24 protein-coding genes are annotated in these 18,669 nt (G+C 37.5%); 23 read left to right on the top strand and 1 reads right to left on the bottom strand.

Annotated elements, in window-relative coordinates; all coding sequences use genetic code 11:
* Nucleotides 1-176 precede the first annotated feature (176 nt).
* Nucleotides 177-2,900: a leucine-rich repeat protein gene (locus DWY07_RS13405; protein WP_226801114.1), complete on the top strand. Its 2,724-nt coding sequence runs from the start codon at nucleotides 177-179 to the stop codon at nucleotides 2,898-2,900.
* 37 nt (nucleotides 2,901-2,937) lie between these two features.
* On the opposite strand, the gene DWY07_RS09120 is transcribed toward DWY07_RS13405, so the two are convergent.
* Nucleotides 2,938-3,462 carry a hypothetical protein gene (locus DWY07_RS09120; RefSeq protein WP_117822772.1) on the bottom strand — a complete coding sequence of 175 codons (525 nt, stop codon included), beginning with the start codon at nucleotides 3,460-3,462 and terminating at the stop codon, nucleotides 2,938-2,940.
* A gap of 153 nt (nucleotides 3,463-3,615) precedes the next feature.
* Between DWY07_RS09120 and DWY07_RS09115 the strand changes: the two genes are divergently transcribed.
* The 22 genes from DWY07_RS09115 (at nucleotide 3,616) to DWY07_RS08995 (ending at nucleotide 18,600) form a co-directional block, all read left to right on the top strand.
* Nucleotides 3,616-3,801, top strand: coding sequence for a hypothetical protein (locus DWY07_RS09115; protein ID WP_117807690.1), 186 nt, complete (start codon nucleotides 3,616-3,618; stop codon nucleotides 3,799-3,801).
* A 186-nt stretch (nucleotides 3,802-3,987) separates the two neighbouring features.
* Entirely contained in the window at nucleotides 3,988-4,347 is a 360-nt protein-coding gene (locus tag DWY07_RS09110) for a hypothetical protein (protein ID WP_226801115.1), read from the top strand.
* Between the two features lie 23 nt (nucleotides 4,348-4,370).
* Complete coding sequence (locus DWY07_RS09105) at nucleotides 4,371-5,243, top strand: acyl-CoA thioester hydrolase/BAAT C-terminal domain-containing protein (protein WP_117822770.1); 873 nt, start codon at nucleotides 4,371-4,373, stop codon at nucleotides 5,241-5,243.
* A gap of 312 nt (nucleotides 5,244-5,555) precedes the next feature.
* On the top strand, nucleotides 5,556-6,557 hold the full coding sequence (locus DWY07_RS09100) for a calcium/sodium antiporter (RefSeq protein ID WP_117822768.1): 1,002 nt from the start codon (nucleotides 5,556-5,558) through the stop codon (nucleotides 6,555-6,557).
* A gap of 15 nt (nucleotides 6,558-6,572) precedes the next feature.
* The gene (locus tag DWY07_RS09095; RefSeq protein WP_117822766.1) at nucleotides 6,573-7,265 is read left to right on the top strand and encodes a TMEM165/GDT1 family protein; all 693 of its coding nucleotides are present in this window, start codon (nucleotides 6,573-6,575) and stop codon (nucleotides 7,263-7,265) included.
* Nucleotides 7,266-7,462: 197 nt separating this feature from the next.
* Nucleotides 7,463-8,782, top strand: a complete 1,320-nt coding sequence (locus DWY07_RS09090) for an MATE family efflux transporter (RefSeq protein ID WP_330584408.1) — start codon at nucleotides 7,463-7,465, stop codon at nucleotides 8,780-8,782.
* Nucleotides 8,783-8,790: 8 nt separating this feature from the next.
* Nucleotides 8,791-9,660, top strand: a complete 870-nt coding sequence (locus DWY07_RS09085; protein WP_117807686.1) for an AraC family transcriptional regulator — start codon at nucleotides 8,791-8,793, stop codon at nucleotides 9,658-9,660.
* 6 nt (nucleotides 9,661-9,666) lie between these two features.
* A complete protein-coding gene (locus DWY07_RS09080; protein ID WP_330584409.1) occupies nucleotides 9,667-11,067 on the top strand; it encodes an MATE family efflux transporter in 1,401 nt (466 codons plus the stop codon).
* Nucleotides 11,068-11,204: 137 nt separating this feature from the next.
* The gene (locus DWY07_RS09075; RefSeq protein ID WP_117807684.1) at nucleotides 11,205-11,669 is read left to right on the top strand and encodes a GNAT family N-acetyltransferase; all 465 of its coding nucleotides are present in this window, start codon (nucleotides 11,205-11,207) and stop codon (nucleotides 11,667-11,669) included.
* Between the two features lie 199 nt (nucleotides 11,670-11,868).
* Nucleotides 11,869-12,285, top strand: a complete 417-nt coding sequence (locus tag DWY07_RS09065; RefSeq protein ID WP_117807683.1) for a GNAT family N-acetyltransferase — start codon at nucleotides 11,869-11,871, stop codon at nucleotides 12,283-12,285.
* Nucleotides 12,286-12,385: 100 nt separating this feature from the next.
* Complete coding sequence (locus DWY07_RS09055) at nucleotides 12,386-12,814, top strand: PPC domain-containing DNA-binding protein (RefSeq protein ID WP_117822762.1); 429 nt, start codon at nucleotides 12,386-12,388, stop codon at nucleotides 12,812-12,814.
* 51 nt (nucleotides 12,815-12,865) lie between these two features.
* The gene (locus DWY07_RS09050) at nucleotides 12,866-13,105 is read left to right on the top strand and encodes a hypothetical protein (RefSeq protein ID WP_226801116.1); all 240 of its coding nucleotides are present in this window, start codon (nucleotides 12,866-12,868) and stop codon (nucleotides 13,103-13,105) included.
* Nucleotides 13,106-13,187: 82 nt separating this feature from the next.
* Entirely contained in the window at nucleotides 13,188-13,985 is a 798-nt protein-coding gene (locus DWY07_RS09045) for a PfkB family carbohydrate kinase (RefSeq protein ID WP_021943277.1), read from the top strand.
* Nucleotides 13,986-14,535: 550 nt separating this feature from the next.
* Nucleotides 14,536-14,760 carry a DUF3791 domain-containing protein gene (locus DWY07_RS09035; RefSeq protein WP_117807679.1) on the top strand — a complete coding sequence of 75 codons (225 nt, stop codon included), beginning with the start codon at nucleotides 14,536-14,538 and terminating at the stop codon, nucleotides 14,758-14,760.
* Nucleotides 14,753-15,319, top strand: coding sequence for a DUF3990 domain-containing protein (locus DWY07_RS09030; protein WP_117807678.1), 567 nt, complete (start codon nucleotides 14,753-14,755; stop codon nucleotides 15,317-15,319). Before DWY07_RS09035 ends, DWY07_RS09030 begins: the two co-directional genes overlap by 8 nt.
* On the top strand, nucleotides 15,307-15,543 hold the full coding sequence (locus DWY07_RS09025) for a hypothetical protein (RefSeq protein WP_117807677.1): 237 nt from the start codon (nucleotides 15,307-15,309) through the stop codon (nucleotides 15,541-15,543). Before DWY07_RS09030 ends, DWY07_RS09025 begins: the two co-directional genes overlap by 13 nt.
* 36 nt (nucleotides 15,544-15,579) lie before the next feature.
* Nucleotides 15,580-16,404, top strand: coding sequence for a YwqG family protein (locus DWY07_RS09020; RefSeq protein ID WP_117822760.1), 825 nt, complete (start codon nucleotides 15,580-15,582; stop codon nucleotides 16,402-16,404).
* A gap of 68 nt (nucleotides 16,405-16,472) precedes the next feature.
* Nucleotides 16,473-16,694 carry a DUF4143 domain-containing protein gene (locus DWY07_RS13400; RefSeq protein ID WP_117807675.1) on the top strand — a complete coding sequence of 74 codons (222 nt, stop codon included), beginning with the start codon at nucleotides 16,473-16,475 and terminating at the stop codon, nucleotides 16,692-16,694.
* 19 nt (nucleotides 16,695-16,713) lie between these two features.
* Nucleotides 16,714-17,034 carry a DUF4143 domain-containing protein gene (locus DWY07_RS13395; RefSeq protein WP_242996030.1) on the top strand — a complete coding sequence of 107 codons (321 nt, stop codon included), beginning with the start codon at nucleotides 16,714-16,716 and terminating at the stop codon, nucleotides 17,032-17,034.
* 29 nt (nucleotides 17,035-17,063) lie between these two features.
* Nucleotides 17,064-17,516 carry a GNAT family N-acetyltransferase gene (locus DWY07_RS09005; protein WP_117807673.1) on the top strand — a complete coding sequence of 151 codons (453 nt, stop codon included), beginning with the start codon at nucleotides 17,064-17,066 and terminating at the stop codon, nucleotides 17,514-17,516.
* A gap of 56 nt (nucleotides 17,517-17,572) precedes the next feature.
* The gene (locus DWY07_RS09000; protein ID WP_117807672.1) at nucleotides 17,573-18,010 is read left to right on the top strand and encodes a GNAT family N-acetyltransferase; all 438 of its coding nucleotides are present in this window, start codon (nucleotides 17,573-17,575) and stop codon (nucleotides 18,008-18,010) included.
* 80 nt (nucleotides 18,011-18,090) lie between these two features.
* Complete coding sequence (locus DWY07_RS08995) at nucleotides 18,091-18,600, top strand: hypothetical protein (RefSeq protein WP_117807671.1); 510 nt, start codon at nucleotides 18,091-18,093, stop codon at nucleotides 18,598-18,600.
* The last annotated feature ends 69 nt before the right edge of the window (nucleotides 18,601-18,669 follow it).

Here is an 18,669-nt window from a genome sequence, read left to right as displayed (position 1 = left end):
AAATTGAAAACGGAACCCTGACGCTGAAAGGGTCGGGCAGATTCTATTTAGCAAACAGTGAAGATACGAAAGCATTGATTGCCGGAACTGAGGATTCATCCCTTATAACGGATGAGTATACTGGAAATATTGTGCTTAACGGATATGGCGGAAATGCTCTTATAAAAGGACTTTCTTTGGTAGATTTAAAAACCACCGGAGAAATAGCACTTAATAGTAATGATGCAATGGTCGGTGATGCATTCATATATGCCGGCTCTGTTAAGCTTGAGGCAAATGATTTTGGCTTATACCTGTCGGACGGAACGGTGAAGCATATGATAGAGGCAACGGATGCACAAAACGGAGAAATCAGCTTGATAAAAACAGACACCCGTAATTATTTGGATTTAATTAATGGCAGTAATATTAATGCATCAGAAGCCTTTTTCAAAGCAAAAGATATTTATCTGTCATCAAATGGAACTACTTCGAATCGGAGTATATTGTTTATTGGAGAAGCAATAGCAGAAGGTAATCTTAAGGTAGAAACCCAAAGTGGTGTAGAGATGAATGTCCAGAAGACCGCAGTAAATGGTAATCTTAAGATAGATACAACAGGCAGCGGTTATGTAAAAGTAACCAGTGAAGAGGGCGTTGTATCAACCGGAAATACAGAAATCAATGCACCTGCGACAACTGTTCTGTTACAGGCAAATGGTAATGCTGCTTTAATCGAAGGAAATGCGAAGATCAATGCAGAAAGAATATCCATGATGAGTGCAAATAATGCAGTAATTGCTGGTAATGCAGAGCTTCAAGCTCAATATGGGATTACCCTTACCGGAGCAGGGGGATATCCGGTCATAGGGGGAAGCACCATTATACTGAATACATCAGGAAACGAGATTTCGATAAGCAGAAGTGGAAGTACTGATTCCAATACTATACCGCTCCTTGGAGGGACATTGCAGACCCGGAATAATACAGTATCGTATGAAGATGGAGAGAAAAAATGGGTACAGATGACGGCAACCGGTCAGATATATTATGCAGATAATTGTGAACATCCGATTATATTAGGATATTCCGGTCGCTGTATGGTGTGTGAAACATCCAATATTGAATATGCAGAGCTGATAGGAGCAGATGGAACTTCAAAGAGGATGCTGAATGGTGATCTTGGCGGAGAGGGAGCATATAATGATCTGAGATACTTAGAGGATGGAGATACCATAAAACTTATCCGGGATGTGTATGCAAACGGAAGATATGTGGCGATTGATGAGGCGAAAGCTGTGACACTTGATCTGAATGGACATACGTTAGCGATTGGTACACTTGCCGCAGAAAATGACCTTACAATTATAAATGGTAACTACAAAGGCAAGATTGAAAATACTGGTACCAGTCTTACTAAAGTATTGACTTTCCAGAATGTAAAGGCAAGACTTGGAAATTTGCAATGGATGACAAATAGTGGAGTAGTGCTCGAAGAAAGTGAAGTTACGGTAGCAGGAAATAACAGTTCCGAGCAATGCTGGTTGGAGAAGCTTACAATGGATAAAACTTCAAAACTGGTATTAAACAATGTGGGGGATGGAATCGAAAATTATGGTCAGAATACACTGGAAGAGGGTCTGGGTTCCATTCAGGAATTTCTGCCAGACGGTTATTCACTTGTACGGAGAAAAAAATATCCGACAGATACAGCAGACAGAAATACAATCAATGACCCTAGTGGAGAGATCGCTCAAAGTGCAGAACTTCGTTATCGCAGAATGACTGATACAGAGGTATCTGTTACACTGAATCCGACAACATATACCTATGACAAAAAAGCAAAGGAGCCGGAGGTATTTGTGACCTATGCCGGACAGACACTGGCAAAAGATAAAGATTATACGGTTGCTTATGCAGATAACATAAATGCCGGAAATGCAGTTGTTACGATTACAGGTATGGGCATATATCATGATGAGACACAGGTACAGTTTAAAATCGAGAAAGTAGCCAAAGCAGCGCCAGCAAGGCTGACTGCCATAAATGTAAGTAAGGCAGGGGCAAAGGACGGAGCAATCGATAAGCTGACGACAGTAATGGAATACAGTACAGATGAGGTCCATTGGGTCAGTGTAACATCAGGCACAATGGTGAGTGGGCTTGCAGCAGGTAATTATTATGTACGATATGCAGAGACAGAGAACTATCTGGCATCTCCGACAATAAAGGTAGTGATCGCTGTTCCAGTGAGCTCCTATAAGCTGACAAATGCAAAGACAGCTGTTACTTTGGGTGCAACAAAATATGCTTATAACGGAAAGGCGAAGAAGCCTTTGGTAAAATCTGTAACTTTTGCTGGAAAGAAATTGAAGGCAGGAACTGATTATACAGTTATCTATAAGAAGAATAAGAATATTGGAAAAGCATCCGTGATCATCAAGGGAAAAGGCAAATATACCGGAGGCATAACCAGGAACTTTATAATATATGCAAAGAAAGGAACAACAGTAACATCTGGTGCATATAAGTATAAGTTTACCAGTGGTTCTGAAGTTGCCTTTGCAGGTATAAAGAGTACAAAGACCACAAAAGTAGTGATTCCAAAGACTGTGAAGCTTGGTGGAAAGACCTTTAAGGTAACTTCGATCGCAAAGAAAGCGCTGTACAATAAGACTAAAGTAAAGAGCGTAACGATGGGAGGAAATGTAAAGACGATCGGAGCATCTGCATTCCAGAAATGTAAGAAGTTATCTACGATAACTGTAAAGACAACAAAATTAAAGAGTGTCGGCAAGAATGCATTTAAGGGAATAAAAGCAAATGCAAAGATCAAAGTGCCATCTAAGAAATTAAAAGCATATAAGAAGATCCTTAAAAATAAAGGACAGGGAAACAAGGTTAAAATTGTAAAGAAATAAAAACGGGAGCTTTTTAATGGAATATAAAGTGCGTAGGTTATAAGCAACAATTTACACACTTTATATTCCACTTTTTTACGGATTTGCCATTTCGGGTGAGCGGAAACCTGGATACAGTAGTGTCAAACCAGCTCTGCTCACCGATCACATCTACAGGCATATAACCCTGTCCGGTTACGATCTTGAGCCGTGCTTCCTGTATTGTATCGGCAAAGAGAAATTCTCCATGCAGTCCGATGATTGTTTCATAGTATTCCTGTTCTTCCTTTTGACTGGTCTGATTCATGACGAGGATGCATGGAGTTTTTTTCAGATCGATGATTTCCAGGCCAGGCAATTTGCTGAGTGGATTTTTCGTGGATATTTCAATGTAGAGTGTGCTCTCAGCAAGAACCATATTGTTATATGCATCGGAGAATGCACGACGCCTGTCATTTAAAGAAAGATCGATTACGCCATTTTCCATAGCGTGATATAATTCTTCATGACTTCCGACAGAGATCTGAACATCAACAGCCGGGATATTTTTCTGAAAATAAAGAAATTGCTTCAGATAATTCATTTCCGTTATATCCCTTATAATAGCCGATTCTTAATAGTTTATTGTCGTTAGCAGCAATACGTTTTGTTTCTCTGAGCATCTGGACTATGTCACTGGTAATGACAAGACTTTTTTCGATAGAAATGTTCCCCGGCAGGTGTGAGAGAAAAGGTAATGGCACTTATGACACATGAGGGCAGCGGACTTGGGAACAGTGAACGTGATCTCAGAAAGATCTGTCAAGGTGCAGAGATCATAAAGCCAATGGAGATCAAATTTGACTCACAAGGCGGTCCGGTACTGCAAACAGCAGAGAACAAAATTAATGATTGGATCGCAGAGGTGAAAAGAAGCCTATAGAGAGAGTTAATATTTATTTTCCACTTTTATGAGCAGTGTGCTATAATGACATGGATTAGAAATGACTAACTTGATGTTTTCAATTCTTGTGTTCTGGCGAAATTGTGCGCCATATGAATGTGAAAAATACAAAGTCGTCAGCTTCCATGGATCGTGACACGTTTTATTGCATTGAAAGATTATCTTATGATGATGATCGGAAGAGCAGGCGGAGTGGGTTTATTGAAAAAGGCATTTGCAACAGATGATTATACGAAGGAAGATCTGCAGTATGTGCCAGATGTTTTAAGGCATTGCAGCAGAAAGACATTATGGCGGACATTTGATTCCTGCAATAATTATAAAGTTCCCGAACCAGTTCCTCAAATAGATACGAAGCTTCACTACTGGTACACAAAGGATGAGGAAAAAGAGAGAAAAAAGGATATTGAATATGTGAAACGTCAATTTCCACAGACAGAATTTGAAGTACTGCCTAAATTAGGCTATGCAGGACTGGTTCTGCTGAAACCGGAATTATTTGAGATAATGATACAGGTGCTTTAATAAAGGAGAGGAGTTAGACAGCTATGAAAAAACAGAGATATACATATCTGAACGATGGATTTGAGGGAGTTTTATATGAGGCAGAAAACAAGGATGACAGGCTACTGATCGTTATTCAGGGACTTAAGGGATTGGAACTGCCTGAGAAGTACGCGGAGTTATTTTCAGGGAAAGGGTATTCAGTTCTTGCCATGACTTATTATGGTGCACCCGGACAGCCGGATCAGATGCGGGCAATTCCTTTGGAGATGTTTCAGACTGCGGTTGACCGTATGAAAGAGTATGGAGATGGCAGATTTAGGCATTTTGGTATGTATGGTAATTCCAAAGGCGCAGGAATGGCGTTGCTTGCTGCATCAGTTGTTCCGGATATCAGTCTTGTTATAGCTGCATCTTCCTTTGGACATATTATGCAGGGCAGTGGTAAGGCAGATGCAGATCCATGTAAGGCTATGGTTTCATATCGTGGAAATGATTTCCCTTATGTTTCAAATAAGCATATGTTCTCCAACTTCCTGAAAAAATGTATAAAGGAACATCATGTGCGGCTGTTGTACTTTTTTGAGGAATGGGAGAAAGAGGGAACGATTGAGAATGAGATACCGGTAGAAAAGATCTGTGGAGATATTCTTTTTCTTACCTCTACACATGATGAATCTGTTCCGGCAAAGCATGATGCAGAATTATTGACAGCACGGTTAAAGCGGGAGAACTTCAGCTACGGCTTCAAACACATCAATTCAGAGACTGGCAGTCATAATCTCGGATATTTTCCGGTAAATAATGGTGCGCTCCCAAGAGAGAAGAAATATCCACAGGAATGTCAGAAAGCAAGAGAAGATACACTTGAAATCATTTTAAAGACATTAAATGCGTGGAGCGTAGCTGATTTGTAAAGAAAAAATATTTCTAGAATAAGATGTTGACACACATGGTTACATTTGATAATATTTATCGAGTAACTTAATATTCCATGAGGGAGTAGTTAGCGCGAAAGTGTGATTTGTCAACATTCTGATTATAATAAGAGAGTATAATCTGGCAAATCTTAAATAATGAGACTCATGTATATCGATTAACAGCTTGTGTAATACACACTGGCAGATAATTGATATACATGAGTCTTTTTTAATCTGTTGGACATACTTTATAGTGGCAGACAGTTCGGCTGACGGCACTGGTATGGATCGAGAAAAAAGGAGAAAAACATGGAAAAATTCATTAACAACGCCCCGTTTGCTCTTGTAATTGTAATTCTTGTGATCGGTTTTGTACTGCTGATCAAAGGAGCGGATTTTTTTGTCGAGGGAAGCTCGAGTGTAGCAAAGAGACTGCATGTTCCATCTATAATTATTGGACTTACAATCGTTGCGATGGGAACATCACTTCCGGAGACAGCGGTCAGTGTATCAGCATCAATAGCAGGTAATAATGAACTTGCAGTTAGTAATGTAGTTGGTTCTAATATTTTTAATCTGATGGTTGTTATCGGAGTATGTGCAATATTAGCTACAGTAAATGTGGCCGGAGAAACGATAAAGAGAGATATCCCACTTTCGCTTATATGTGCCGGACTCTTAATGCTTTTAGGAATAATCGGTCTTGGAGACAAAACAGGCATGACGCTGGGACATATGGATGGTGCTATATTTGTTGGTTTATTTGCAGGATACATTTTTTACATGATCAGGATTGCATTAAAGGCCAACAAAGAAGGAAAGAAAGTTGAGATTGAAGGTGGCTCGGATGAGGATATTAAGCTTGTATCCGTTCCGGTCAGTATTCTGTTTATCGTTGGCGGAGCAATAGCGATTGCAGTCGGAGGGGATGTGACCGTTGACGCTGCATCCAGAATCGCAAGTGATCTTGGAATGAGTCAGACACTGATTGGACTTACAATCGTTTCGATAGGCACGTCACTCCCGGAGCTTGTGACCTCAATTGTTGCAGCCAGAAAGAATGAAGTTGATATGGCACTTGGTAACGCGATCGGTTCAAATATTTTTAACATACTTATGGTACTTGGTATTGCATCAGTGATCAGTCCGATCAGTATAATCAGAGAGAATATTATTGATCTGTGTGTACTGGTTGCATTTACTGTGTGTGTATGGATATTCGCAGGGACAAAGAAGAAAATCGGAAGAATCGAAGGTTTGTGTATGGTTGCGCTCTATGCAGTATATGCAGTTTATATTGTTATAAGATAAATGTGGGTATAACAAATGATATTATTTTTAAAGGTATTTTTTACGGAATTCATAGCGGAGATGGGAGACAAGACACAGCTTATGTTGATTGCTCTTACGTCTAAGTACAAATTAAAAGATATCATAATAGGAACTGCTGCCGCAATTCTTGTACTGAATGGTCTGGCGGTTCTTGCAGGTGGACTTGTCAGCGAATTTGTTCCGGAATGGCTCATTAAGAATATTGCAGCACTTGCATTTCTTTACTTCGCAGCATCAACGATTTCCGATGGCGACGAAGAGGAAGAAGAAAACGGAAGATCAAAGATCAAGTTTGCGCCATTGGCTGTTTTCTGTACTTTTTTTGTAGCTGAGCTTGGAGATAAGACTCAGCTTACCGCTATAACATTTGGTGCGAATGAAGGTATGGGGGCAGCACTTATTGTATGGATCGGTTGTTCCCTCGGACTATTTGCAGCGGACATTCTTGGTATGCTGGTCGGTTATCTCTTAAAGAGCAAAACTCCGGATGGACTACTTAATACACTGGCATTTGTGATATTCTCGACATTTGGTGTGTATACACTTTATCAGGGACTTAAGCTTATCTCTTCGAGCGTCTGCCGGATTCCGGTATTGCTGATACTTATAGCTGTAGTCGTTATATTTGCAGGCTTATGCGCATTCCTTTTCGTAAGGCAAAAAAAGAAAAAAGAGGAAAAAATATAGGAAACGAATAGAATACAAATCTCGTTTCGTTAAAATAAATAGTCTTAATGTCAACGATTCGATTAACAATTTTGATAGATTATTGCGTGAAATAGTAGAAATAGTGCCATTTTTGTTTGATATTATACAAGAAACACAGAAAGATATATCGTATTATTGATAATATATGTTATATTTGTATGTAAGGAGAAAACATGATGGTTGAAAGGAAAACATTATCGCAATTATCTGTGCCAATATGCCTGGAAACTTTATTCTATATGCTTTCAGGGATGGTTGATACACTTATGTTATCATCTGTAAGTGATCAGGCTGTGGGAGCAGTGGGAACAGCAAATACTTATATAGGTGTTTTCATTGTTATGTTTGGAGTGATATCATCGGGTATGATAGCTGTTATGTCACAAAATATCGGAGCGGGAAGACCCGGGATAGCATATCAGGCCAGACAGCTTGGACTTATGTTTAATGCGTTCATAGGTATTCTGATGTCTGTTGTTCTTGCAATTTTTTCCGGTAGAATACTTAGAATAGTAAGTATTGCTCCTGCTTTGTTTGAACCGGCTGAAACATACCTCAAAATTGTTGGTGGAACATGTTTTTTAAATGCGATTATTCCTATTTTTTCCAGTTATTTGAGAGTATTTGGATATACAAAGCATTCCCTGATAGGAACTATTGTTGGAAATGTTCTTAATATAATACTAAATTCGGTATTCTTATTTGTATTTAACTGGGGAGTAATGGGAGTTGCCATTGCCACGGTTATTTCAAGGGTTGTAAATCTTGTTATTGTAGCGGTGATGGGCGCTGTACTTATAAAAGCAAAACAAAGTCCTGATCGTATTTTGCCGCGAAAGATACTTGCGCAGATTGTTAAAATAGGTTTTCCTTCTGCATTTGAAACAACACTTTATAATATAGCAATGACATTTATAGTGCGTTTTATGAATCAGATGGATGCGAACGGAATGAATGTCACAGCTCGTTCGTATGCTATGCAGATAGCAAATTTCTCATATTGTGCAGGAGCTGCACTGGCACAGGCTAATGCTATTATGACAGGCTGGAGAATCGGAGCAAAGGAGTTTGAAGAATGTGACAGGGGTATAAAAAAAGCAGAGATATATGGCCTTGTAATAGCCACATGCTTCTCTGTGACATTTGCACTGTCCGGACACATTATAGTGCATATATTTACGGATGATGCACAGATGATAAGTCTTGTTGTAAAATTGTTAATAATAGATATATTCCTTGAACTTGGAAGGGTGACAAATCTTGTGTATAGTCAGGCGTTAAAAACCAGTGGAGATGCAGTTTTTCCGGTTATAATGGGTGCAATTTTCATGTATCTGTTTGCGGTTGGCGGTACATATTTTCTTGGAATACATATGGGCTTTCTGGCGGTAGGAGCATATATTGCCATGGCAGGTGATGAATGTGCGAGAGCTGTTGGAATGGTGCTTCGATGGAAAAGCGGAAAATGGAAAAGTAAGAGTCTTATAGAATTATAGGAGCGATTATGTATTTTGAATTAAAGGAAAATAAACCACATGGTACAAAGGATGATCCGTTCAGTACATATCACATAGAGAATGCGGGTCAGTCCTTTCAGATACCGGTACATTGGCATGATGAATTCGAAATTATATATGTAAAAAGTGGCTTTTTGACTGTAAATATATCAGGAGAGAACTATATCGGGAAACCCGGGGATGCCTTCGTTGTATCACCGGGCAATCTGCATTTTATGGGTTCAAAGACCGGTACTGTAGATTATTTTACTTTTCTTTTCCCATTGAAATATATATCTTTTTATACAGATGATATACTAGATGATAGATTACTTGAACCATTAGACAGTGGTCGTCTGATGATAAGTCCCAGTGTAAAAGATACGATAAAAGAATTGTGTGAGCAGTTAATTGAGATATATGAAGCCAAAAAGAGTGAAAGAGAGTTGAACATAACGACGCAGATAAAGACCAAAATAATTCTTTTACAATTTATTCTTGAAATGTGGGAAAAGGGATTTATAGTAGAAAATAACACAAGTGGTAGAAATATTGTAGAAAAAGAAATGGTCTCGTATATACAGCAGAATTTTACAGGAAAAATATCATTAAGGGAATTTGGGGAGCAATTTCATCTTTCTGAAAAATATATATCCAGATATTTTAAGGAGCATTTTCATATTACACTTTCACAATATGTGGTGTATTTACGGTTAGAGTATGCAAAACAGCTGTTGCAAGACACCGATATTTCTGTTACAGAGGCAGCAATGCGGAGCGGTTATCAAAATATAAGCTATTTTATCAGAAGTTTTAAAAAAACATACGGAGTTTCTCCGTTAAAATACAGAAAAAAGCAAGTTGACTGTATGCAATAACATTGTATTGGCCGCGTTAGCTCTGATTTTGTAACGTTTTACGTTTTATGGAGGAAAATGATAATGTCAAAAGATGAATATTTAATTACAGATGCCCCTATTAAAGCACTGACTGTATTTGCAATGCCTATGATTCTGGGCAGCTTCTTTCAACAGGTATACAATATGGCAGATTCAATCATTGTTGGTCAGTATGTCGGTGCTCCTGCACTTGCGGCAGTTGGCGCATGTGCCGCACTGACAAATGTTTTTATCTGTATAGCACTCGGTGCCGGGGTAGGGGCGGGGGTGCTCGTAAGTCGCTATTTTGGTGCCCAAGATTATAGCAAAATGAAAACAATTGTATCAACATCCTTGATCAGCTTTTTGATTTTAAGCGTACTTTTGGGTATCTTCGGTTTTTGTTTTTCTCGCTTTATGATGACTGCATTACAAACACCTGCTGATATACTGGAGGAAGCAGTGTTGTATCTTCGCGTTTATTTTGTGGGATTTCCGTTTCTGTTTATGTATAACATTCTTTCAACGATGTTTAACTCAATCGGTGAATCGAAGATTCCGTTAGGCCTTTTGATAGTTTCTTCTATTTTGAATATTTTTATGGACATTTGGCTGGTGGCCGGTCTTGGTCTGGGTGTGTTCGGGGCCGCTCTCGCAACTCTTATTGCACAGGGAATTTCCGCCGTGTTCTCGCTTTTGATTTTCTTTAGCCGGATGCGTCGATATAAAAGTCCCTTTAACTGGTTTGACAGGCAGGAACTATCTTCTATGCTTCAAATTGCCGTTCCGTCTGTTCTGCAGCAGTCTACAGTGTCAATTGGTATGATGATCGTACAGGCTGTTGTAAATCCATTCGGCACGCAGGCGCTTGCAGGTTATGCAGCAACGATGAGAGTAGAGAATGTTTTTTCATTGATATTCGTATCCATTGGTAATGCAGTTTCACCATACGTTTCCCAGAACTATGGTGCAAAGAAAATTGAACGTATCAAAAAAGGATATCATGCTGCGTTGGTGTTGGATGTATGTTTTGCAGTGCTTGCTTTTGTAGTCATTGAAACACTGCACACACAAATTTCTTCGCTATTTCTTGGTAAAGATGGAACTGCTTTGGCGTATCAGGTGTCTGGTGATTATATGAGATGGCTTGGTTATTTTTTCATTTTTATGGGTATTAAGATGGCAACTGACGGAGTCCTTCGCGGACTTGGAATTATGCGTCCGTTTCTCATTGCAAATATGGTAAACCTTGCGATACGCTTGTCGGTTGCATTGATTTTTGCACCCCGTTTCGGTATTGCGTTTGTCTGGCTTGCTGTACCGGCCGGCTGGCTTGCAAACTTTCTGATTTCGTATGTGGCACTTAGAAAAAGCTGGAGAATTCAACTAAAATTATACAGCAATTAATAAAGGAAAGAAGTTGGAATGATATAAAAGAATTTGAGTGATTAAAATCAATTTACACGTTTGTAAGAGATGAAATTTTAAAATGTTTATAAATAATCGGTAGATGCTGTTGGATAGATTGTTAAGGGAGGTAGGAAATGAACAAGATTATATACAGAAAGACTACAAAAGCTGATATGAAAATTCTGATGAAGCTGAGACTTGAAATGTTTAGAGAAGTGAATGGCTTGTCCGGTGAGTATGAATATGACGAGAATTTTATCTTTGAGAGCAGAAGATATTTTGAGTCAGGGGAACAGACTACGGTTATTGCGTCTGATGGAGAAACTCTTGTAGGATGTGCAAGCTTATCCTATACATGGATTATGCCAACCTTTTCGCATCCAACAGGTAATCGGGCGCATTTAATGAATGTCTATACTCGTGCAGATTATAGAAGAAGAGGAATTTCTAAGAAAATGGTTGAGATTTTGATTGATGAGGCAAAAGAAAATGGTGTGACAGAAATAAGCCTGGATGCAACAGAGATGGGAAGACCGTTGTATGAATCGTTAGGGTTTAAAGCATCTGATTCGTGTATGGTGATGGATTTGGAGGGGTGATATTGATGAAGATCATAGAGTGTGGTTTTGCCTGTTCGCATAGCGTACCACATTTTTTTACAGATAATTACGACCATCCAATATATGAAGATGGCGTACAATTGGTGGATATGATATATTTGCGAAGTGGGAAAAATTAAGATAATTCCCTAGTTGTGAATAACAATAGTTAAAGAACAGTATTGGAGGGAAATATCTTATGTTAAATTTAATAGTGAAATATAATGAATTAACAGCAGAACAATTTATTGAATTGTGGGAAACGGTATGGGGAGATGGACCGTCTCTTGAACAGACAAGGTTAGCAATGAAACATACTTTATTCAGAGTTTCTGTATGGGATGGAGATTTCATTGTTGCTATGGCAAGAATGAATGGTGATATGGGACTTAATTACTATATTAAGGATGTTGTTGTCAGACCTGAATATCAGGGAAAAGGTATCGGAAAGATGTTAATAAATGAATTAAGAAGATTCATAAATGACAATGGAGTTAAAGGTACAGACATTTTTGTGGAATTATGTGCAGTCCCTGATAAGATTCCATTTTATGAAAAGTTTGGATTTGAGGCAAATGAGGCACAAAGATTGAAAATTTATCATCATGTAGAGTAAAGATAAATATGAAAAGAATAATGCATTTAGGAGCATTTGATGATGAACCTGCAATTGTTGTACTTATGGATACATATTTGAAGTAGAATGGAGAAATAAAATGGAATACAAAAAATTTGACAATATAATAATAGCAAGGATTGACAAAGGGGAGGAGATATTAGAACAACTGAAAGCAATTGCCATAAATGAGAATATAAAACTTGCCAGTATTAATGCGATTGGAGCTGTCAATGATTTCACGGTCGGAGTATATAAGACGGATGAGAAGAAATATTTCTCAAACAGCTTTAAAGGATATTATGAAATCACATCGCTGACAGGTACGATCAGTACAATGAATGGCGAATATTGTGCACACCTTCATATGAGTGCCGGAAACGAGAAAGGCGCAGTGTTTGGAGGACATTTGAACAGAGCGGTTGTCAGTGCAATCTGTGAGCTGGTAATTACGATAATTAATGGAAAAGTTGAAAGAGTTTATGATGGAGAAACAGGACTTAATGTATTTGAGTTTGAACAAAGTTGAACAATTCGCATTTTCAGTAATAAACCATGGAGTAGTGATAAGGAGATAAAAATGAAAAACAAATCGGTGAATGCGTTCTATACGGCTGAGATTTTAGCACTTGTAGATGCTTTGATTTTCTTTGCGGCCGGTATGCCGAAGAATGATAATTCTATGTCGGTCTTATCACAGTTTGAACTGGTAATGACGATCATAAGCGGTGCATTTTTATTATTACATGCAGTTTCAGCATGGTTGCTCAGTAAGAAAAATCCATATGGGGGGAAGCTTTTCTGGTTTTTTAAATTTTGACAACCCTGCCGGAAGTCATTTTATATTATGATAGAATTAAGTTGATAAAACAGAAAAATTAGAAATTTTAGAGGTATAAAGAATGATAAATTTAGTAGCACTTCCGTGTTTATGTGTAGATGTTTTTGATGGAACTGATGAACTATATGCTGGCGGTGAAGCCCTTAATTTTGCAGCCCATGCATCAAAATTTGAGGAGTTCAATGTTTCAATATTGGGTGCGGTTGGACAGGATTCTTACGCAAAATTTATTATGGATTCTATTTCTGATAAGAGAATAGATGTAAGCCACGTAAGAGTAGAAAAGGATAAAGTAACAGCGAATAATCGTACATATCTTACAGCCGGCGGTGACAGATATTACAAAGATGATTCATGGACGGGTGATATTGTTGATAAAATGATATTGAACCATGATGAATTAGAGTTTATCAAAAAATCAGATGTTGTATTTGTACATTTTTGGGCAGGCTGTTTTGGACAAATTATAGATTTAAAAAAGAATAACAATTTCAGATTGGCAGTGGATTTTGTAGAATATCGTAATTTTAAAGAAATGGAAAAATATGCACCATATATAGATTATTTCATGATTAGTGGAGAGAAATCAATTCTCCCAATATTTGAAGCGTTTTCAAAGAAGTATAAAGGGCTATTTAATGTGTCTTTAGCTGATAAAGGAAGTGTTACATATCATAATGGTGAAAAGTATTTTGTTCAAGCTAATGAAGTTAAAGAAGTAATTGATACTACAGGTTGTGGAGATAGTTACCATGCAGGCTTTGTATGTTCACATTTGATAAATGGGAATATTTATGAGGCTATGAGAGTTGGGACAGAATTGGCAACAGAGACGCTGTCTCATTATGGTGGATTTTAAGAGGAAGAGAGTTTTTGGAGTTCCTGAATTTCAATGATGGTTGGAACAGTATTGGATAATCTGTTACGGTGAAAAGAATTGTTATGAGAAAACAGCGAGGTTGGGCTTAGCACCATAGGAGTAGGATAATATGATGGAAACCAGAAGTCGAAGAGGAATATTTATAATTGTTTCAATTGCAAAAGAGGAAAAAGCAATTTGACGATTGATGCGATCATAGGCGAAGAGGACGAGCAGCAGTATTTTGATGAATGTAAATATATTTGGAAAAATTATGTTCCGCAAGCTGGACAAGCAGATAAGCTGCAGGTAGAATTATTAAGAGAAATAGAAAAAAAACGATGTGAAGCTCAGGACAATGAAAATATAAAATGGGATATTTGCAATAAAGATTGTTTCAGAAATTCTGTTTTCATATACAATTGTGTGATTCGAAACCGAATCTGTTATAGTCTTATATTTATGAATGATATGGAAAACCTCTATATGGGTATGATATACTAGGGAAAAGAAAAAGGATACTATATTCGTAAGTTAGGAGGCGGCCGTAATGAGCGAGAAAGCAGAAATTACCTTTATGCAGACAAGATTAATTAGACTTGCTTCAGAAGAATGGCATTTATCAATTGAGCAAATTATTGACTTATTTAAAAAAGTAGATGTTCTTGGATATATAGAAAAAGGCTATGGTATTTTCCATTGTGAAGGTGATGAGGCTGTACTTGAAGATATCGTAGAATTTCTTGATAGGAAGGGGATAAAAATTAATGCTTGAGTTGAAAGACGGATTTATTTTTTATCATGGAAGCTATTGTGAGGTAAAAGAACCAGATCTTACCCAATGTGCTAAAAGAAAAGATTTTGGTCAGGGATTCTATTTAACTACATCAAAGGAACAGGCAGCAAATTTTTTAAAAACTGCAATCGTTAAGGCGGTGGCAGCAGGTAAAATTCAGGAAAATCAGAATTATGGGTATATTTCAACTTTTGAGTTACAACTTTCCAGAAAACTTGAAATACATATTTTTGAAAAAGCGGATGTTGATTGGTTGCATTGTATTGCTGCCCATCGAAAGAAAAAGTTATTTGTTGAAGTTGAACATGACATGGAAAAATATGATGTTATTGCAGGTAAGATTGCGGATGATGCAACCAATGCTACACTTACTGCCTATCTTGCTGGTGCTTTTGGAACCATAGGGGGTAAGGAAGCAGATGCTTTTTGTATCAAGCAATTATTGCCTAATAAATTAAAAGATCAGTATTGTTTCAAAACAAAAGCGGCTATTGAATGTCTGAAATTTGTGGAAGGTGAGAAGGTATGGCTGAAGTAACAATTTCAAAAGAAAAAATGGATTATACAATAGATCTTCTTATTACTATGGTAACAGATGAAATTGCTGAGGAAACAGGCAAGGATAGAAAAGAAGTGTTAACAGATTTTTTATGTTCCAAGACAGGGAAAGCATTATATGATGAGGAAACAAGGCTATGGTGCAATGGACCATCATATATAGCTGAATTATATATGGAAGAACGAAAGAATGTTAGAGCATGAAAAAGCGCAGAACAAATCGGAATTTGGAGGTATGAGATGAAAATGCACGAAATTGATTTGATTGAATTCCTTATTAAAGAAGGACACACAGATATTGCAGAAGACATTAAAGACTACCGAAAAAATACTATTAAAATGTGTGAGAAGAACGGGGAAAATGTAATTGCAAAAGGCACAAGTAAAATCGGTGGCTTTCCCGATCTCCCGCCTGAAATTCCATATCCCACAATGTCGGGCTATTCTTGCAAGCGTGGAAATGACACTGAGCGGTACGAAAAATCAGCAATGCAGCTTGTTGCTCAAATCAATCTTGCGGACATTGCTGACTTGGATATTGAAAACAGGCTTCCGCACACGGGTATTTTGTATTTTTTCTGGAGCGGAGAAATCGACTCAATTCACCAAACCAACAAATGGGTTGAAAGCGTTGCTGACGACCTCGAAAATTCAGATTCTCATAAGGTAATTTGGTACAACGGCGACCTGTCGAATTTAAAGAGAACTGTGCCGCCTGTTCCATATTATTCAAAGTATTTTACAGAAGCTTTCGAGGAAAAAGCTGTTGAGTTTGAACTCACCACAGATTATCAGTCCCTTGGATATGTGCTTGACGATAACCAATTTGACCGTCTTGCAGAAGCCGCTCCAGATTATGATATTGAATACCTTTCGAATAACGGAAACAAATTATTCGGTTATCCTACGGGGGGCAATATTCCGAATGTAGACGAAAAAACACATCTATTGCTTCAATACGATTACAATGTTGGCTGTCTGTGGAATATCTTTTGGATTATTTCAGATGAAGATTTAAAGAACCGCAATTTCGACAAAGCGGTTTTTGCTTACGATTTGGACTGATTGCTATTTATCAGTTTAATTTCAATTTGTCGAACTTCCGAGATTAAAAATAATAAAGAAATAAAGCAATGCAGTTGGCAAAAGAAAATAAAAAATTCTTTTTTGCTCAAATAAAAAAGGGGGCTCGTAGCAGCGAGTTTGAAATAGCAATTCAATGGCTGATTGATTGTGGACTGATTTATAAAGTTAATCGTGTAAATGAACCACATATGCCTCTGAAAGCATATCAAAGTATGAATGCGTATAAAGTGTTTATGCTGGATGTCGGATTGCTGGGGGGCATTAAGTGAGTTGCCGGCGAAATCTATATTGGAAGGAAATGATATTTTTATAGAATTCAAGGGTGCTCTCACAGAGCAATATGTATTGCAGCAGCTGATTTCAGATACGCCGTACACACCATATTATTATGGAACTGAGAAAGCTACGTTTGAACAGGATTTTTTGATCCAGAAAGAAGATGCAATTATACCTATTGAAGTAAAAGCAGAAACGAATATAAGGTCGCAGAGTTTAAAAGCGTATTATGATAAATTCCATCCCGAGAAAGCTGTACGTTTTTCGACTCTAAAGTATATGGATCAGGAATGGATGGTAAATATACCATTGTATGCGGTATGTAATTTATAAATATCAGTTTGTATAAGGGGATCGTGAAAATGGATATTAGATATAAAAGACTTACAGAAAAAGAACTGAATACGTTTATTCACATGAGGATAAACCAGCTTAGAGAAGAAGGGGCTAAAGAAGAGATGGATTTGGTTCCTGCATTGAAGGAATATTATACTCGACATATGGCGGACGGAACATTTGTATCTTGGCTTGCCATTGATGAGGAAAATATTATTGGAACAAGCGGGATGTCATTTGTGGAGAAGCCTCCCTATTTTGGATGCCCAAGTGGAAAGATAGGATTGTTATCCAGTATGTTTACTGATCCGGAATATAGAAGAAGAGGTATTGCAAAGGAGCTGCTATCCCGTGTTATAGATGATGCCAGGGAATATGGTTGTGGAACAATACAGATTACAGCGTCTGATATGGGAGTTAAATTATATACAGATTTTGGATTTGTACATAATGGTAACTTCATGCAATATAAACTTTAACGGTTATAGTATTTTTGATTAAAACGGGCAGAAAACAGAGAGGTTGGGATAAAATTATGGTTAGGGAAATAAATAAGACAGAACTTAATGAATTATTAGAGTTATATTTGTATCTTCATGAAGATTCGATTCCGGAAATGACAGAAAGCTTGAAAGAGACTTGGAATATTATTATGAATGACATGAATCATCATATAATAGTTTTTGAGATAGATGATAAAATAGTGTCTTCTTGTGTTTGTGTAATCATTCCAAACCTTACAAGAGGGGTAAGACCATATGCGTTTATTGAAAATGTTGTGACACATTCAGATTATAGAGGACACGGTTATGCTACGGAATGCTTGGAATATGCAAAGTACATAGCGGAGCAGAATAACTGCTATAAGATGATGCTTCTGACAGGATCAAAAAAGGAAAGTACATTAAGATTTTATGAGAATGCAGGATATAATAGTTCTGATAAAACTGCTTTTATCCAGTGGCTTGAATAATAACAGTTAAAGAACACTATGAGATAGTTGGAACAATTTTACGAGAGAAATATTTCCAGAAAGAGATATTAAGGTGAATTATGGGATTGTTTGATAAATTAAAAAGAGGAAAAAGCAATTTGACGATTGATGCGATCATAGGCGAAGAGTACGAGCAGCAGTATTTTGATGAATGTAAATATATTTGGAAAAATTATGTTCCGCAAGCTGGACAAGCACATAATCTGCAGGGAGAATTATTAAGAGAAATAGAAAAGATCCGATGTGAAGCCCAGGACAATGGAAATATTAACTGGGATGATGACTATTCCTATTTTTGTGATTTTATCAGTGGAAAATTAACGGAACAACCTATTTTTTCAGAAGTCGAGAAACAAGAAATTAATTTAATAATGGCTTACATAAAAGAATGTGGAACATACGCCCAAAAATTCTACAGCGGAAAAAAATCAGAGAACAATGTGGATATGGAGAAGATTGCATATGTGAATGATAATTTGTACGATAGGATCTGCGATAAAATAGGACACCTACATAAAGAAAATGGGGAGCCGATGCCATACGAGAAAAATGACGATATTGTGAGATGATTTCAAAAAGAGTGTTGGAGAAAAAGCTTTTATGAAAAGCTTGGCTTTGAGGCAAATACGGAGGTAATG

Source organism: Clostridium sp. AF23-6LB (genome assembly GCF_003461085.1).
Taxonomy (GTDB): Bacteria; Bacillota; Clostridia; order Lachnospirales; family Lachnospiraceae; genus Coprococcus; species Coprococcus ammoniilyticus.
This window is presented reverse-complemented; position numbering and strand designations above follow the sequence as displayed.

Coding starts and splice junctions, on each gene's coding strand:
- DWY07_RS09120 (WP_117822772.1), bottom strand. CDS start 3,462: ATGAATTATCTGAAGCAATTTCTTTATTTTCAGAAAAATATCCCGGCT.
- DWY07_RS09115 (WP_117807690.1), top strand. CDS start 3,616: ATGGCACTTATGACACATGAGGGCAGCGGACTTGGGAACAGTGAACGT.
- DWY07_RS09110 (WP_226801115.1), top strand. CDS start 3,988: ATGATGATGATCGGAAGAGCAGGCGGAGTGGGTTTATTGAAAAAGGCA.
- DWY07_RS09105 (WP_117822770.1), top strand. CDS start 4,371: ATGAAAAAACAGAGATATACATATCTGAACGATGGATTTGAGGGAGTT.
- DWY07_RS09100 (WP_117822768.1), top strand. CDS start 5,556: ATGGAAAAATTCATTAACAACGCCCCGTTTGCTCTTGTAATTGTAATT.
- DWY07_RS09095 (WP_117822766.1), top strand. CDS start 6,573: ATGATATTATTTTTAAAGGTATTTTTTACGGAATTCATAGCGGAGATG.
- DWY07_RS09090 (WP_330584408.1), top strand. CDS start 7,463: ATGGTTGAAAGGAAAACATTATCGCAATTATCTGTGCCAATATGCCTG.
- DWY07_RS09085 (WP_117807686.1), top strand. CDS start 8,791: ATGTATTTTGAATTAAAGGAAAATAAACCACATGGTACAAAGGATGAT.
- DWY07_RS09075 (WP_117807684.1), top strand. CDS start 11,205: ATGAACAAGATTATATACAGAAAGACTACAAAAGCTGATATGAAAATT.
- DWY07_RS09065 (WP_117807683.1), top strand. CDS start 11,869: ATGTTAAATTTAATAGTGAAATATAATGAATTAACAGCAGAACAATTT.
- DWY07_RS09055 (WP_117822762.1), top strand. CDS start 12,386: ATGGAATACAAAAAATTTGACAATATAATAATAGCAAGGATTGACAAA.
- DWY07_RS09050 (WP_226801116.1), top strand. CDS start 12,866: ATGAAAAACAAATCGGTGAATGCGTTCTATACGGCTGAGATTTTAGCA.
- DWY07_RS09045 (WP_021943277.1), top strand. CDS start 13,188: ATGATAAATTTAGTAGCACTTCCGTGTTTATGTGTAGATGTTTTTGAT.
- DWY07_RS09035 (WP_117807679.1), top strand. CDS start 14,536: ATGAGCGAGAAAGCAGAAATTACCTTTATGCAGACAAGATTAATTAGA.
- DWY07_RS09030 (WP_117807678.1), top strand. CDS start 14,753: ATGCTTGAGTTGAAAGACGGATTTATTTTTTATCATGGAAGCTATTGT.
- DWY07_RS09025 (WP_117807677.1), top strand. CDS start 15,307: ATGGCTGAAGTAACAATTTCAAAAGAAAAAATGGATTATACAATAGAT.
- DWY07_RS09020 (WP_117822760.1), top strand. CDS start 15,580: ATGAAAATGCACGAAATTGATTTGATTGAATTCCTTATTAAAGAAGGA.
- DWY07_RS13400 (WP_117807675.1), top strand. CDS start 16,473: ATGCAGTTGGCAAAAGAAAATAAAAAATTCTTTTTTGCTCAAATAAAA.
- DWY07_RS09005 (WP_117807673.1), top strand. CDS start 17,064: ATGGATATTAGATATAAAAGACTTACAGAAAAAGAACTGAATACGTTT.
- DWY07_RS09000 (WP_117807672.1), top strand. CDS start 17,573: ATGGTTAGGGAAATAAATAAGACAGAACTTAATGAATTATTAGAGTTA.
- DWY07_RS08995 (WP_117807671.1), top strand. CDS start 18,091: ATGGGATTGTTTGATAAATTAAAAAGAGGAAAAAGCAATTTGACGATT.